Raw genomic sequence first — 13601 nt, 5'->3', positions numbered from 1 at the left:
TTCGGGCTTTTTATTTTGAGCCCACTGTCCTATCGTAAGCTCGCCGGACTTAACCAGGCCTGGTCAACATTTACAACTTGGCCGCCAATTCCTTCAACAACCCTTCCGACGCCGCGTCCACCAACTCAAATACATGATCAAACCCTTCCGGGCCACCATAATATGGATCGGGGACTTCGGTTTCAGCGTACTCCGGGGCAAAGTCCAAAAAGCGATGAATTTTTTCCCGGTGCTCCGGTAACGCCATCTCAAGCAGATCATGGTAATTGGCATCGTCCATCGCCAGCACATAATCAAACTCAATCAAATCCCCCAGATCCACCTGTCTGGCGCGCAGGTCCGCCATCGGAATGCCTTTTTCATGCGCCACCGCGCTGGCACGCTGGTCAGCCGGTTTGCCAATGTGCCAACCACCGGTGCCAGCTGAATCAATGCGAATCTGATCTTCAAGCCCTCTTTGAGCCACTTTTTGTCGAAAAACGGCGTGTGCCGTCGGCGATCGGCAAATATTGCCCAAACAGACAAACAGAACAGAAACTTGGTGCGACATCTTTTTTCCTCAAGGTTGGTTTGCATTAGAATAAGAACACCAGATTCTAACAAATTCCTTACTCGGACAAGAAAGAGGCTCGCCATTTCCTCGACGCTGCCCCCACACCATCATTATGCGCCCGACTGGGTGTGCTATGAAGACGACTGGCTTCTGGTTGTAAGCAAGCCCAGCGGCCTCCTGTCGGTGCCCGGTCGGACGCGTCCTGCCGAGCACAGCCTGATCGGTCAGATCCAGCTTGCCTGGCCCGATGCCCGCATTGTGCATCGGCTGGACATGGACACCTCCGGCTTAATGGTATTGGCCCGCGATGCCGACACGCATCGCGCTTTGAGCCGGTCATTCGAGCGGCGCCAGATCAGCAAAACTTACCAGGCCTGGTGCTTTGGAATGCCTAGTCAGCAGCAGGGTACTTTGCAGCTGCCTCAGATTTGTGACTGGCCCAATCGACCGCGCCAGAAAATTGACATGCGACAAGGCAAAGCCACCCATACCGACTGGGCATTGCGCACAGAGACGCTTTGCCTGGATGGGCATCACCATGCATTTGAAGTAACGCTCTCCCCCACCACTGGCCGCTCGCATCAACTGCGCCTGCAGATGGCGTCACTGGGGCACCCGATCCTTGGTGACAACCTCTATGCTCCGGAACGCATACAGCGCCTCAGTTCACGATTGATGCTGCATGCCTGCCATCTGAGCTTCATGCACCCGTTGACTCAGCAACCCTTGTGCTTCGATTATCCCCTATCAGACTGGCACAAAAAATGCTTTGTTACCGACAATCAACCGACCGAACAGGAAACCGACAGGGGATTCAGTTATGACCATTGATGCTGAAAAAGACGATCAGGCCACTCAGGAAATGATGAAGATGCTGGGAGAGGAAGGCGAAAACGCGGAACAAAACGCCTCCACACCGGACGACTCAACAACCCAGGCCGATGAACTGCTGGACGCCTTGGACGAACTGGAAAACGGTGAGGACGAAACCTCGACAGAAACCGACTCTAACTCAGAGCCGGAAGAAACCGAGACCGAACAAGCCAACCCAGCTGACGACAGCGAATCCGATGATGGCAAGGAACCCGAGATGCCGACCGAGATTGAGGTTGAAGACGAGGCGTCGGACTCTGAGATGAGCGAAACAGACGCAGCGGAGACAGCGCAAAGCGCTGACGCCGAGGAAGCCGCTGAGAGCGAACCCAATGACGTGGATACGGAGGCAACCGACTCTGACACGGAAGACGACACATCAGACGCCGACACGGCCGCAGAGGAAATGCCCGCTGAGGACACCTCGGAACCGTCAGAGATGCCCGAGGACAACACTGAGGCCGCCGAGGAAGAAGATCCGGCCGCTGAAGCAGACGCTCCGGTCTCGGACGATGAAGCGCCGACCGAAGCCGTCAGCGAAGAAACTGATGCAGCGGACAGCAACGACGCGGAACCAGGCACGGAGCAAGCGACCTCCGTCGGTGACACCTCCGCCGAGACCGACGACACAGATGTGGTGTCGCTGGCGGGCGAAGCGATTGACGAAATGCAAAACGCCATTCAAACCAGTCAGGACACCGACGCCATGAATGCACAGGTTGGCGACACCGCTCGAGAAGCCACCCGTCTGGCCTTGAGCATTTCGCAAAAAGCCCAAAGTGCCACCGATGCCGCGCAAAAGGCGATCGAATCCACCTTTGAGGCCACAGAGCGTGCCTTTGCCGCGGCCAAGGAAGCGGGATACGACATCGAACCGCATGAACTCAGTGCCGCGCACGAACCGGGTGAAATGCGCGACGAGCTCAAACGTATTCGAGAAAAGAATCAGCAACTCAAGGCGGCCAATGACGCTTTGAAAGAAAAAATTGCTCAAATGAGCCAATCCACCGACGAAGCTTGAGAAACGAAGGGTCCGCTATGAGCGATAACGCAGACGATCTACTGGACGAACTGGAGCAGCTGGAACACGCTTCGGAAAAGATGGCTGACGACGTGCAGCAGGCCAAGGACAAACAGAGCGAACTGGGTGCCGCTGAAGCAGCCAGTGAGTTGGATGCGGCGGCCTTGTCACTTGAATCGTCCAAAACCGCTCAACTGGCAGCCGAACAAAGCCAGAAAGCCGCGGAAGCGGCCGTTAAGATGACGCATGAGCAAAAGGCGCAGTTGATGGAACTGGGCGACGCCAACGTCGCCTGGCGCCAGGCATTGCGCACCGCATCTCGTGACCTGAAATCGTCCAAAAATGCGGTATCGATCATGATGGGCGTGACGGTGACCGTCAGTCTCTCTGCCGCCGGTGCCATGGGGTGGATGCTTTATCACCTCACCGAAAAACAGCAGGCGTTTGAAAACGAGGTGGCCGACATTCTGACCACCGAATCCCGACTCTTTCAAAAAGACATGACCATCAAAGTGGATCAATTAGCCAGCCTGATCGAATCCTTGGTTGCGGACATTCGCCGGTTGTCACAAACTGAATCGGTGGGCGCATTGCCTGTACTTGAAGGCAACAATAATACAGACCAGGCGGACGTTAAAACGGCGGAGGCCTCCCAGCCGGAAGCCAAGTCCGAAACCGCTGAAACCATGCGCAAAGACAGCGCCAACGCGCCCCACTCTGACGAAAACACCCCGGCGACCGACCGCACCGCAGCAGCAGACTTGCCAGAAGAATCGTCGTCACAGACCTCGCCCGACCCACAGGCCAATGCAGCCGAATCGCTGGCGCCTGTGACCACTCAGGTCCAGGCGTTGAGCGATCAAAGCCAGGCGCAACAAAAAGCGTTGGCACAAATTCAGGAAAAACTGGAACGCCTGCTGACCCTGCAATCGCAGCTGGAAGCCAAAACCCTGGCGGAATTGGCTGAATTAACTCAGGGTCATCAACAAAAACCCGCCACTCCGACTGAAGCGCAAGGCGCTTCTTCCGAGGCATCGACGGCCTCCAGTTTGAGTGATGAACAGGCTGAACGCCTCAAAGCCATTGCCTGGTCGGCGTTTCAGGAACGCAAGATGCTCAAACGCATCGAAGCCAGCCTGAAGGAGCTAAGCCAGGCGCTAAGCTCAATCAAAGCACCCACCGTCAGCCAGGACACCCAGACAGGGCCAGCACTGAACAAAATCACCCAGCAGCTTGACGTGCTCGATCGCAATGTGAAGGCGTTAAAAACCCAGCAGTCACAGATTGAACAAAAAGTGGAAAAACTGGACGCACTAACCCAAAAGCTCGCGGCCAAACCCGATCCCTACCGTTATCGGGCGCCGGATAAAGCACAAGAATAACCAGGCCTGGTGAAATCCCAGGGGCTGCAACGGTGTGCGGCTCAGTCACCCAGTCCCAACAGCGGTAATAATTCGTCCGTGGGGACAAATCCCGGGAAGCGTCGGCCGTCATCCAGAATGATGGTGGGCGTCCCCTGCACCCCAAATTGCTGGGCTTGCTGCATGTGCGCACGCACTGGCGGCTCACAGCTTTCTTTTTGCGCCAGCGTGTCAATGCTTTGGTCAGACATCGCTCGATCCATCGCCTTGGCCGGGTTTTTGGCACACCAGATTTTTTCAGACTTGGCAAACGCCTCCGACTGCATGCCCTGGCGCGCATAGGCCAGGTAGCGAACCGTGACCCCGGCGTCATTCAATGCTGGAATTTCCCGGTGTAACTTACGACAATAAGGGCAATCCACATCCGTGAACACGGTGATCTCGTGTTGTGATTCCCCTTTGGCGGGGTAGACAATCATGCTCTCTGCCGACAGCTCTGACAAGGCCTCACGACGTTGCGCGTTCAGTGCTTTTTCTGTCAAGTTCTCGCGTGTACTGAGTGAAATCAGACTGCCATTAAAAAAATACTGGCCATCGGCACTCATGTAGATGATCTCCGAACCGATCAAAACCTGCCAGACCCCATCCACAGGCGTTTGGGTAATTTGCGCCTCCGGTGCATTCGGGATCAACGTATTCAACGTCTGCTCAATGCGTGCTTGAGCGGCCTCCTTGTCATTGGCCGAAGCGGCGCTTGAGGCCAAGAGTCCCAACAAAACAAAGGCCGCCATGCCAAACCGCATCCAGCCCTTTTGATTTGAAATCGTCATATATTCACTCCATGTAAAAAAGAAATCCATCAGCCGCGCGGATGATGTTGACGGTGAAGCGTCTGCAACCGTGCTTTGGCGACATGCGTATAAATTTGTGTGGTGGAAAGATCGGAATGCCCCAAGAAAGCCTGTACCGAACGAAGATCCGCGCCATGATTGATCAGATGGGTGGCAAACGCATGACGCAGGCTGTGTGGTGAAAGAGTTTCAGGCAGACCGACCTGGGCTGCCAGCGCTTTGATGCGATGCCAGAGAGTCTGCCGAGTCATGGCCCGGCCCAACCGGGAGACAAACACCGCCTCCACCTGTTTTTGTCCAACCAATTGGGGGCGCGCCCACGCCAAATAGGTTTGCAGCTGGGTTTGCGCCCACTCCCCCATGGGGACAAGACGCTCTTTCTGCCCCTTGCCCAGCACCTGCAACCAGCCCGCCTGCAGGTTGATCTGATCAAACCTCAGCGCCACCACTTCGCTCACACGCAGTCCGGTGGCATACATCAGTTCCAGAATGGCCAGATCCCGTTGCCCCAGGGCGGTTTGCGCGTCGGGCGCTTTGAGCAGTTGCGTCACCTGACGCTCCGTGAGGATCGATGGCAGCGAACGCGACGCCCCTGGCGCGATCAACGCCTGAGCGGGATTGACCGAGACCAGCTTTTCAGCGCAAGCAAATCCATAAAAACGCTTCAGGGCTGAAACCAGCCGTGCCAACGAACGAGCATTGAGAACGTCTGACAATGCCTGCACCGCGCCATCGAGGGCTTCGCTGTCCGCTTCGATCAGAGGTGTGGGCCACAATGTCTGAGCGACTTTTATCAGATCGCGTTGATAAGCCGCCAAAGTGTGTGCAGACAGACCTTCTTCAAACCGAAGACGATCTAAAAAGGTGCGCAGCGGATTCGCATCCGGCGAGTTCTCGGGCAACTGGTTGGCGGGCGTTCTCATTAAAACCCCTTAGATACAAAAAACGCCCCGGCGGGGCGTTTTTGATGACACTTACTTGACCTTTTCTTTGATTCGCGCCGATTTACCGGAACGCTCACGCAAGTAATAGAGTTTCGCTCGGCGAACATCACCGCGACGTTTCACCTGAATCGAATCCACCAGCGGGCTGTACAACTGGAAGGTACGCTCGACGCCCACACCGTGAGAGACTTTACGCACAATGAATGAGCTGTTCAGGCCACGGTTACGTTTGGCAATCACAACGCCTTCAAAGGCCTGCAACCGCTCGGAAGAGCCTTCCTTCACTCGAACCTGAACCACTACGGTATCACCGGGTCCGAATTCCGGAATGTCTTTTGTCATTTGTTCTGCTTCAATCTGCTTGATGATTTCGCTCATCGTTCAGCACTCCATCGTTTTCAGTGTTGTCACTGAAATGAATTTTACCCAACGTTCACAGACCAGCTTTAAATCTGGCTGTCAGAGGTTGAATCCGAATTGTCACGCGTTGTCAGGTCAGCCTGATAACGCGCATAAAGATCGGGACGCTTGGCTTGCGTCCGGATTAATTTCTGCTGGTGTCGCCACTGGGCAATGCGAGCATGGTCGCCGCTTTGCAGGACGGATGGCACAGTCATGCCATCGATTTCAGCCGGTCGCGTGTAATGCGGGCAGTCCAACAGCCCGTCGCTGAATGAGTCTTCCTGCGCTGACTGCGCATGACCCAGCGCCCCGGGCAACAGTCGAATCAACCCATCCATCAACATCATGGCCGGCAACTCTCCGCCACTGACCACAAAATCACCGATGGCAATTTCCTCATCGACCCAGCGAGTCATCACTCGCTCATCCACGCCTTCGTAACGTCCGCAAAGCAAGGTCAACTGTGGGCGCTCTGCCAAGGCCTGCAAACGTGACTGCGTCAACGGCCGCCCCTGAGGAGAAAGATAAACCGTGTAAGGCCGATCCATCTCTGCCTGACGCGTTTCGGCAATCGCCTCAAAAGTGGCATTGAGCGGCGGATACATCATGACCATGCCCGGCCCGCCCCCGTAAGGACGGTCATCAACGGTCCGATGCCGGTCGCTGGTATAGGTTCGCGGATTCCAGTGGCGAACCTGACACAGGCCCTGATCAAACGCCCGTCCGGAAACACCGCTGTCTGTCAGAGCCCGAAACATCTCCGGGAAAAGCGACACCACATCAAACTGCATTGTGTGGCTCGCCCTCGTCCGTCCAGTCAACCTCAATGCGCCCTGCTTCCAGGTCCACGTGTTTGACAAACGTGCCTTCCACAAAGGGAATCAAAGCCACCGTTTGTTCACTCGCATCCGCCACGCGCATCACATCGTGCGCACCGGTTTCAATCATCTCCGAAATGACGCCCAGTGTCTGACCGGCCGCGTCCGCAACCGTCGCGCCGATCAGATCACACCAGTAATAGCCCTTTTCCAACTCCGGCAACTGATGGGGGTAGACCGCAATCTCGGCCCCCATCAGTGCCCGCGCCTGATCCCGGTCATCAATGCCCTCCAAATGGGCAACAAGGGTTTTGCCGCCATTGAGCACTTTTTGTGACCGCACCGGCCAGGCACGCCACTGACCTTCGACTTGGACCAGCCAGGGCGTGTAGCGAAGGATGTTTTCACGCGGGTCCGTGTGCGAAAAAACCTTAACCCAGCCTTTGACCCCATAGATGCCGTGAATCCGGCCGATCACCAATGGCGTCGAGTCGGTCTGAGCCATAGGGATCAGGCTGACGCTTTTTCAGCGCCCTGCATCAGTTTTTTAACGCGAGGGCTCATTTGTGCGCCCTTGTTTACCCAGTGTTCAACGCGCGCCGCATCAAGACGCAAAGTTTCTTCCTGGCCACGAGCGGTTGGGTTGTAAAAGCCCAGCTGCTCAATGAAACGACCGCGAGGTGCCTGGCGCTGATCGGCCACAACAACACGGTAAAAAGGGTTCTTTTTGGCGCCCCCACGGGCAAGACGAATAACGACCATTGAACTTCTCCTTGTCTTGATCGGCGATGGCAGGCACTCCTGCCAACAAATTCTTCTACTAAGCGGTTTCCCGCTTGTTTTTGACAACAGTGTGGTTGTTCTCACAGGACACAACCGTTGAAAAAGCGGGATTATACGGCACCCCTCTTTTTTTTTCAAACACTTTCAGCGACTTGGCTGCCTTTTCAATCCGGTGCATCAATCTTGCACCATTCAGGGTTGGTTGGGGTCGTAAAAACCACTATACTGAGACGAACAACAAACACCAACCCTGCACTTTGAAGCCGATTATGACTGATGCAACCCACATTCATGTTCTCGCCGTCGACGACTCCCCCATGATCCTGAAACTGGTCAAGATGACATTGGAATCACAGGAAGGCTGGCAAGTGGACACCGCCGAATGCGCCCAAGCTGCCCAGGAAAAGTGGGAACGAGGTCAATACGACCTGTTGATCGTGGATTTCAATATGCCGGATGCCACGGGGCTGGAGATGATCGAACGGCTGGCACCCACTCCGACAGCCAAGCTACCGATCATCATGCTCAGTGCCGATAATGGCGAGGATCTCAAACAACAGGCAAGAGCCTTGCAGGTCAATGGTTGGATGCATAAGCCGTTTCAACCCGAAAGTTTGATCAAAGTCGCACAAAGCGTTCTTAAGGCCGACCATCCGGAACTGATCACCGATCAGTCGGTTCACCTAGTATAGCGCTGCCTTCCGCCTCTTCCAGCAGGTGTTCCGGCATTTCCTTGCGTGTTTTGCCGGCCAGCTCCTTCAGCATTTCCGCCTGACGCACCAGATTGCCCTGTCCCGCCATCATCTGTTTACGAGCCGTGTCATAACTGCTGTTGAGCGTATTGAGTTGCTTGCCGATTTTTTCAAAGTGTGTCACAAACCCAACAAACTTATCGTGCACGTCCGCCGCCCGCTTGATCAGTTTCATGGTATGTTCGGACTGGCGTTCATAACGCCATAACTGCTCAATGGTCTTCAACGTCGTAAACAGCGTCGTGGGCGTCACCACGGCCACTTTTTGCTCGAAGGCGGTTTCAAACAAGGTTGGGTCTTTTTCCACGGCCAACAGATAAGCCCCTTCGATGGGCACAAACATCAGCACAAAATCCGGCGGGTGCAAGCGCTCGATGTGATCATACCGTTTGTGAGACAACGCCTGAATGTGCTTTTTCAGACTGGCCAGATGCGCTTTAATTGCCTGTTCTTTTTCGGAAGCTGTCGCCGCGTTCAGGGCTTTTTCATATTCCAGCAGCGACACCTTGGCATCGATGATCACGTGTTTGCGATCTGGCAGGTTCACAATCACATCCGGTCTCAGGCGGGTCCCGTCTTCCTGGGTGAAGCTTTTTTCGGATTCGAATTCCTGACCCTCTCGCAAGCCACTGCGTTCCAACAGGCGCTTGAGGATCTGTTCGCCCCAGTTCCCCTGCAATTTCTGATCGCCTTTGAGGGCATGGGTCAGATTATGAGCCTCTTCGCTGATCTGCTGGTTGAGTGATTGCAGTTGCTCCAATTGGGTTTTCAGCGAAGCACGGCCTTCAAGATTCTCTTTGTGCACCGTTTCCATGCGGGTTTTAAACTGCTCCATGGACGCATGCATGGGCTCGAGCAAATGACGCAGACTCTTCTGGCTTTGGGCTTCTAGCTCGGATTGCTTGCGCTTGAGAATGTCATTGGACAAGGCTTCAAACGCTTCCGTCATCCGTTGCTTGGCTTCTTCGAGCAGCGCCAGCTTTTCCTCATACGCCTGCTCCTGGGCCTTAAGCTGCGTCATCAAGCTCGCCCGTTCAGTGGCTTCGGATTGATATTTTTCCTGCCAGCGCTGATGTTCAGCACGTGCTTCGGCCAGTTCCGCTTGATATTGATTCAAGGCACGCGACTGCGCCTCGTGCTCCCCCTGCAGACGGTGCCAATCGGCCAGCTGGGTTTGCAAACGGGTGTTTTCAGCCTGCAAATCCACCAGGCCTGGTGGATTTTGCAATGCCCGGGTCAATCGCTGTTGCAAACGCCAGCCCCAAATCAATGCGCCCACGGCCACGAGTCCGCTTAAGAGCAGCCAGGGCATTTCAACGCTGTTCTGCCACCATGATTCCATTAGGGCTGTCCTTTTAATTGGGTCGACTCAGCGGTCGACGTCTCATCTGATGCTTGCCCTGATTGCGATGCAACAGAGCCCGATTTCGGATCATACACATCTCCGACCCTCAGGTGGGTGGAGGGCCCGAGTTCGAAGGTCATGGGGCCGGTGAGCTTGCCCGTTTTCCCCACCAGATAATAACGCTCATTACGACGGACCCATTTACGACCGTCCGGGGTCACAATGATGGCACTGATGCGCACCGGGGTTGCGGTGTCATTCGGACGGCCATCGGTCGTTGACGGCGTTGAAGGGCTCGATGTCGCGCCGGTTCCCTGACGCGCCGCTTCAAGATTTTGCCGCTGCTCCGGCGACAGAAACAGACGCGGGGCTTGTGCCACCGCTTGTGTCACAACGACCACCATCAATCCAATGCCCATCACGGTTCGCTTCATGGCATCTGCTCCGGTTTGAGTGGCGGCACGTCTGCTTCGAACAATAACAACGTGCATTGGGCGATCAAACCGGGCCGATTGGGCTGATACGCAACCGGACGCTCCGGGGTGAGAACCGGTGCCACACGCTGTGAAATATCACAACGTTCGGTCAGGAACAAAGGGGTCAATTCACGGGCAACCTGATCCATCACGGATTTCAAATCGGACTCGGTGTGCACCCCGGCTTCCAGGTGGAGCCGGGTGACCGAAAACACCTGCTCTTTCCAGGGCAAAGGCCCGGCCATGGATTCTGACAGCGGCTGACGAGGTTCATATTGAATCACAAAGGGCGACAGGTGTTTTTGTGCTTGCTGCTGCAACAAGCGATCCGTCCAGCGCACGCGATCCTGTCGATGCACCAGCCCCTGCTGCAACAGAGACTGATAAGCCGGGCCATACCTCTCAAACAAACGCCGCTGTTCCTGCAAAAACCGAACGGATGACAGTGTTTGCGCCAACTGACGTTCTTGCGCCTGCACTGCTTGCCGGGTTTCTGCCAGCCACGACGTGGCAAGCGGCCATGCGATGCTCAACAGAACGGCCGCCCCAATCAGAAACAACCCGGGCAGCCACAGCATTTTTCTGACAAACACGCGATGAAAGTGACCGGGCAAGGCGTGCGAGGATCTCGATGGCGTCATGATGCCTCCTGATTCCGAATGGCAAACACCAGCGTCATTTCAAACGGCAAAGCGGACTGGGTTTGCAGCGCCGACTGGTTCAGATTCAAGGCCTCCTCCGGGGACGCCGACAAAGGCGGGCGATCAATGGTCACCGCCTGCAGCCCGGACAAGGCTTCCAGATCACGTGCAAAGGCCTGCACCCATTGTGTCGGCGGTTCAAACGACTGGTTAAACGGATAGACCCACCCCGTTAGCGCTAGCTCAAAATGTTGTGCTGAAATCGGTAAAGCATCCTCCCAGCTAAGGCGCTGGAGAGCAATGTGCGGATGCCGTTCAAGTACCTGTCCCACATCCTGCCAGATACGGAAAAACCCCCGCTCCGAACGCTGAGCGATGACGGCTTGAGCAAATTCGACCGTGGTCTGAATATGACGCGCGTCGTATTCAAGCGCCAACTGGGACTGCAAGGCCTGCTTCTGCTGGGTCAACAACGTCTGCTGCGCTGACATGGCCTGCGATTGCGTTTGCAGTCGCCAGCCATCGATCGCCGCTTGCACGCCCAGAAACAGGGCAGCCGTAGCCAGCAATCCCGCCAAAGCCCAGGCGCTTTTGCGACCCCACCAATACCCTCGCACCGTTTGCACATAAAGATTCTGATAAAAAGAAGGCGGTGACGCCTGATCAATAAAGTGCGACAGGGTTTCCATTGCGCTGTGGGGGGTATTTGTTCGGGTCAGCCCTTTCGTCAGCTCGCCCAGTTCGCCTCCTACGATGAACAGCTTGTCGGTCTGCCAGTTCCGTTGCACCACGCGTTCCTGATAAAGCTGTCTGATTTCGGCTTCGTCATGGTGTGCGGCGTTCACATAGACAAATCCCACTTCGCTGTTGAGTGGGATCAGCTTCTGGTTATAAACATATTTCACCGCACGCTGCGTCTCATCCATCAGCGCCTGGTTGATCGCCGTCTCATCCAGAGCAGGGTCCAAATCCACCTGACGGGCAATACGCAAATGACCATCCTGAAAAAATATCTGGCGAAACCGATGTTCGCATTCACGAAACACCAGCATAAACGGTTGTTTGCATTGTTTGCGTGAAAGGTGAAAGCGTCTGGCCAGACGCTGAAAGAAAAAGGTTTCGACCAGGAACGCAAACGAATACACCCGTGTTAAGGGCACCGCTGCCTCATGCAGACGAGTGAAAAAGTTTTCCAAAGCCGGTGATTTCAGAATGCTGGCCACCATGGTCAGTTGCTGCGTCAGTCCTTCCGGCGTTTTGCGTGTTATGGGCAGCCAGGTGAAATGCACATAAAGCCCGCCCTCGTGCCTGGCTTTTTCCGTCAGACGTTTCTGCAGACCCGGCTTTTCCCAGGGCAACAGTTTGGGCACCCACTCAAAATGCAGTGTTTCATCAATGAAATCAATAACCAGGGAAACCTGAGAGGCGCGAGCAAGGCGCGCAAAAACCTGCTCCTGGCGCTCGGTCTCATCCCAGTCCACGCCATGTTCGACAAACGCACCCCGGTCATCCGTTTCGATCACCGAGATGGCGTTGTCTCTCAGGTATAAAACCGCGTCCATGCAAACTCCTACTGAACCTGGGAAATGGTGTCGTACACCGGACCGAGCACCGCCATCATGACCCAACCGACGATCACCGCCATCACCACCGTCAAAATCGGCTCCACTGCCGGCTCGATTTTCTCAATCATCTCCCGAGCCTGGGTATCGTAATAGTCACTGACATGGTGCAGCGCATCATCCATATTGCCACTGTCTTCACCGATACGCACCATTCGAATGGCCATGGGAGGAAAAAGAGCGGTCTCCTCAAAGGCCCGATAAATCTGTTCCCCCTCTTCGATCAGGCGTATGGCATTGTGAACCGCTTCTTCAATGTAAGCATTGCTGGCCACGCTACCGGACAGCGCCAGACTGTCACGAAAATTAACCCCTGACGCATACATCACCGCCAGAGTGCCGGCCAGACGGGCGAGCTTAATCCGATACAGAACGGGGCCGGCCAGCGGCAACTTAAAAAGATGCCGGTCAAACCACAGCCGAAATTGTTGCGAGCGCCTCAGCCAGGCCCGAATCAAGGCCGTCAGCACAAACGGCAGGGCCAGCAAAATCAGAATATTGTTTTGAATGAACTCGGAGGTCGCAATCAACGACGCCGTCGCCAAGCCCAACTCGCCCCCCATCTGTTCAATAAAGGTCAAAAGCTCGGGTACCACAAACAACATCATCAGCATGACCACGGAGAGCACCACCACCCCAACAATGCTGGGGTAGATCATCACTTTCTTGGCTTTGGACGCCAGCGACTCTTCCCATTGCAATGCCGATTCAAGTTTTTCCAGGACACGCTCCAACTGCCCCGTTCGTTCCCCCACTGACACCAGACTCAAATACACCCGCCCAAAAACACTTTCGTAAGGCTTGAGCGCATTGGAGAACGTCTCCCCACCCTCCATGGCTTCGTACACCACGGTCAACATTTCACGCACTTGGTCATTTTCATAGGTGCGACGCAAATCATCGATGATCTCCATCAGTGACACCCCCGCTTTCAGAAGCTGTCGAAACTGGTTGGTCATTACAATCACGTCCCGACGGGCAATTTTTTTACGTCCAATCGACTGCCACCACCTGTTGGACTGTTTGACTTTGGCTGTCAGCAACTCTGTCTGAGTCGAGCGCAAGCGCCGTTCCAGGTCCTTCTCATTACTCGCCAGCATCTCCCCGCGAACCCGCTTGCCAAAACGGTTAATACCTTGAAATCGATAGGTTTGCATAA

General features: G+C 55.2%; 16 protein-coding genes. 4 read left to right on the top strand and 12 right to left on the bottom strand.

Features of this window, described 5'->3' with window-relative positions; all coding sequences use genetic code 11:
- Positions 1-70 precede the first annotated feature (70 nt).
- Positions 71-550 carry a low molecular weight protein-tyrosine-phosphatase gene (locus AVO41_RS02855; protein ID WP_068582274.1) on the bottom strand — a complete coding sequence of 160 codons (480 nt, stop codon included), beginning with the start codon at positions 548-550 and terminating at the stop codon, positions 71-73.
- A gap of 129 nt (positions 551-679) precedes the next feature.
- On the opposite strand from AVO41_RS02855, the gene AVO41_RS02850 reads away from it, so the two are divergent.
- From AVO41_RS02850 to AVO41_RS02840, 3 genes are read left to right on the top strand one after another with little or no spacing between them, the layout of a single operon-like run.
- Positions 680-1384 carry an RluA family pseudouridine synthase gene (locus AVO41_RS02850; RefSeq protein ID WP_235584640.1) on the top strand — a complete coding sequence of 235 codons (705 nt, stop codon included), beginning with the start codon at positions 680-682 and terminating at the stop codon, positions 1382-1384.
- The gene (locus AVO41_RS02845) at positions 1374-2447 is read left to right on the top strand and encodes a hypothetical protein (RefSeq protein ID WP_068582270.1); all 1074 of its coding nucleotides are present in this window, start codon (positions 1374-1376) and stop codon (positions 2445-2447) included. The genes AVO41_RS02850 and AVO41_RS02845 overlap by 11 nt, the downstream gene beginning before the upstream one ends.
- Positions 2448-2464: 17 nt before the next feature.
- Positions 2465-3829, top strand: a complete 1365-nt coding sequence (locus tag AVO41_RS02840; protein ID WP_068582267.1) for a hypothetical protein — start codon at positions 2465-2467, stop codon at positions 3827-3829.
- A gap of 41 nt (positions 3830-3870) precedes the next feature.
- Here the strand turns inward: AVO41_RS02840 and AVO41_RS02835 are convergent, their stop codons facing one another.
- The 6 genes from AVO41_RS02835 to rpsP all read right to left on the bottom strand — a co-directional run bounded on the left by AVO41_RS02835 (position 3871) and on the right by rpsP (position 7585).
- Positions 3871-4638, bottom strand: coding sequence for a DsbC family protein (locus tag AVO41_RS02835; RefSeq protein ID WP_153003457.1), 768 nt, complete (start codon positions 4636-4638; stop codon positions 3871-3873).
- A gap of 29 nt (positions 4639-4667) precedes the next feature.
- A complete protein-coding gene (xerD, locus tag AVO41_RS02830) occupies positions 4668-5582 on the bottom strand; it encodes a site-specific tyrosine recombinase XerD (RefSeq protein ID WP_082676452.1) in 915 nt (304 codons plus the stop codon).
- A 51-nt stretch (positions 5583-5633) separates the two neighbouring features.
- Positions 5634-5981: a 50S ribosomal protein L19 gene (gene rplS / locus AVO41_RS02825; protein WP_068582264.1), complete on the bottom strand. Its 348-nt coding sequence runs from the start codon at positions 5979-5981 to the stop codon at positions 5634-5636.
- A gap of 68 nt (positions 5982-6049) precedes the next feature.
- Positions 6050-6796 carry a tRNA (guanosine(37)-N1)-methyltransferase TrmD gene (gene trmD / locus AVO41_RS02820; protein ID WP_068582260.1) on the bottom strand — a complete coding sequence of 249 codons (747 nt, stop codon included), beginning with the start codon at positions 6794-6796 and terminating at the stop codon, positions 6050-6052.
- The gene (gene rimM, locus AVO41_RS02815; protein ID WP_068582258.1) at positions 6786-7328 is read right to left on the bottom strand and encodes a ribosome maturation factor RimM; all 543 of its coding nucleotides are present in this window, start codon (positions 7326-7328) and stop codon (positions 6786-6788) included. The genes trmD and rimM overlap by 11 nt, the downstream gene beginning before the upstream one ends.
- Positions 7329-7333: 5 nt before the next feature.
- A complete protein-coding gene (gene rpsP, locus AVO41_RS02810) occupies positions 7334-7585 on the bottom strand; it encodes a 30S ribosomal protein S16 (protein WP_068582255.1) in 252 nt (83 codons plus the stop codon).
- Positions 7586-7875: 290 nt separating this feature from the next.
- On the opposite strand from rpsP, the gene AVO41_RS02805 reads away from it, so the two are divergent.
- Positions 7876-8298 carry a response regulator gene (locus AVO41_RS02805; protein ID WP_068582252.1) on the top strand — a complete coding sequence of 141 codons (423 nt, stop codon included), beginning with the start codon at positions 7876-7878 and terminating at the stop codon, positions 8296-8298.
- On the opposite strand, the gene rmuC is transcribed toward AVO41_RS02805, so the two are convergent.
- The 5 genes from rmuC to AVO41_RS02780 are packed head-to-tail and all read right to left on the bottom strand — an operon-like array spanning position 8270 to position 13599.
- On the bottom strand, positions 8270-9700 hold the full coding sequence (rmuC, locus tag AVO41_RS02800; RefSeq protein WP_068582248.1) for a DNA recombination protein RmuC: 1431 nt from the start codon (positions 9698-9700) through the stop codon (positions 8270-8272). The genes AVO41_RS02805 and rmuC overlap by 29 nt on opposite strands.
- Positions 9700-10137 (bottom strand): hypothetical protein, encoded by a 438-nt coding sequence (locus AVO41_RS02795; protein WP_068582244.1) that lies wholly within the window; start codon positions 10135-10137, stop codon positions 9700-9702. Before AVO41_RS02795 ends, rmuC begins: the two co-directional genes overlap by 1 nt.
- Entirely contained in the window at positions 10134-10820 is a 687-nt protein-coding gene (locus AVO41_RS02790) for a hypothetical protein (protein ID WP_068582241.1), read from the bottom strand. Before AVO41_RS02790 ends, AVO41_RS02795 begins: the two co-directional genes overlap by 4 nt.
- Positions 10817-12382: a hypothetical protein gene (locus tag AVO41_RS02785; RefSeq protein ID WP_068582238.1), complete on the bottom strand. Its 1566-nt coding sequence runs from the start codon at positions 12380-12382 to the stop codon at positions 10817-10819. Before AVO41_RS02785 ends, AVO41_RS02790 begins: the two co-directional genes overlap by 4 nt.
- An 8-nt stretch (positions 12383-12390) precedes the next feature.
- A complete protein-coding gene (locus AVO41_RS02780) occupies positions 12391-13599 on the bottom strand; it encodes a type II secretion system F family protein (protein WP_068582236.1) in 1209 nt (402 codons plus the stop codon).
- Between the last annotated feature and the right edge of the window lie 2 nt (positions 13600-13601).

The sequence above is a fragment of the Thiomicrospira sp. WB1 genome (assembly GCF_001507535.1).
Classification (GTDB): domain Bacteria; phylum Pseudomonadota; class Gammaproteobacteria; order Thiomicrospirales; family Thiomicrospiraceae; genus Hydrogenovibrio.
This window is presented reverse-complemented; position numbering and strand designations above follow the sequence as displayed.

Bases quoted from the DNA above. Each gene is read 5' to 3' on its own strand.
- rpsP (WP_068582255.1), bottom strand. From the start codon at position 7,585: ATGGTCGTTATTCGTCTTGCCCGTGGGGGCGCCAAAAAGAACCCTTTT.
- trmD (WP_068582260.1), bottom strand. From the start codon at position 6,796: ATGCAGTTTGATGTGGTGTCGCTTTTCCCGGAGATGTTTCGGGCTCTG.
- AVO41_RS02795 (WP_068582244.1), bottom strand. From the start codon at position 10,137: ATGAAGCGAACCGTGATGGGCATTGGATTGATGGTGGTCGTTGTGACA.
- AVO41_RS02835 (WP_153003457.1), bottom strand. From the start codon at position 4,638: ATGACGATTTCAAATCAAAAGGGCTGGATGCGGTTTGGCATGGCGGCC.
- AVO41_RS02840 (WP_068582267.1), top strand. From the start codon at position 2,465: ATGAGCGATAACGCAGACGATCTACTGGACGAACTGGAGCAGCTGGAA.
- AVO41_RS02785 (WP_068582238.1), bottom strand. From the start codon at position 12,382: ATGGACGCGGTTTTATACCTGAGAGACAACGCCATCTCGGTGATCGAA.
- rplS (WP_068582264.1), bottom strand. From the start codon at position 5,981: ATGAGCGAAATCATCAAGCAGATTGAAGCAGAACAAATGACAAAAGAC.
- AVO41_RS02805 (WP_068582252.1), top strand. From the start codon at position 7,876: ATGACTGATGCAACCCACATTCATGTTCTCGCCGTCGACGACTCCCCC.
- AVO41_RS02845 (WP_068582270.1), top strand. From the start codon at position 1,374: ATGACCATTGATGCTGAAAAAGACGATCAGGCCACTCAGGAAATGATG.
- rimM (WP_068582258.1), bottom strand. From the start codon at position 7,328: ATGGCTCAGACCGACTCGACGCCATTGGTGATCGGCCGGATTCACGGC.
- rmuC (WP_068582248.1), bottom strand. From the start codon at position 9,700: ATGGAATCATGGTGGCAGAACAGCGTTGAAATGCCCTGGCTGCTCTTA.
- AVO41_RS02855 (WP_068582274.1), bottom strand. From the start codon at position 550: ATGTCGCACCAAGTTTCTGTTCTGTTTGTCTGTTTGGGCAATATTTGC.
- xerD (WP_082676452.1), bottom strand. From the start codon at position 5,582: ATGAGAACGCCCGCCAACCAGTTGCCCGAGAACTCGCCGGATGCGAAT.
- AVO41_RS02790 (WP_068582241.1), bottom strand. From the start codon at position 10,820: ATGACGCCATCGAGATCCTCGCACGCCTTGCCCGGTCACTTTCATCGC.
- AVO41_RS02780 (WP_068582236.1), bottom strand. From the start codon at position 13,599: ATGCAAACCTATCGATTTCAAGGTATTAACCGTTTTGGCAAGCGGGTT.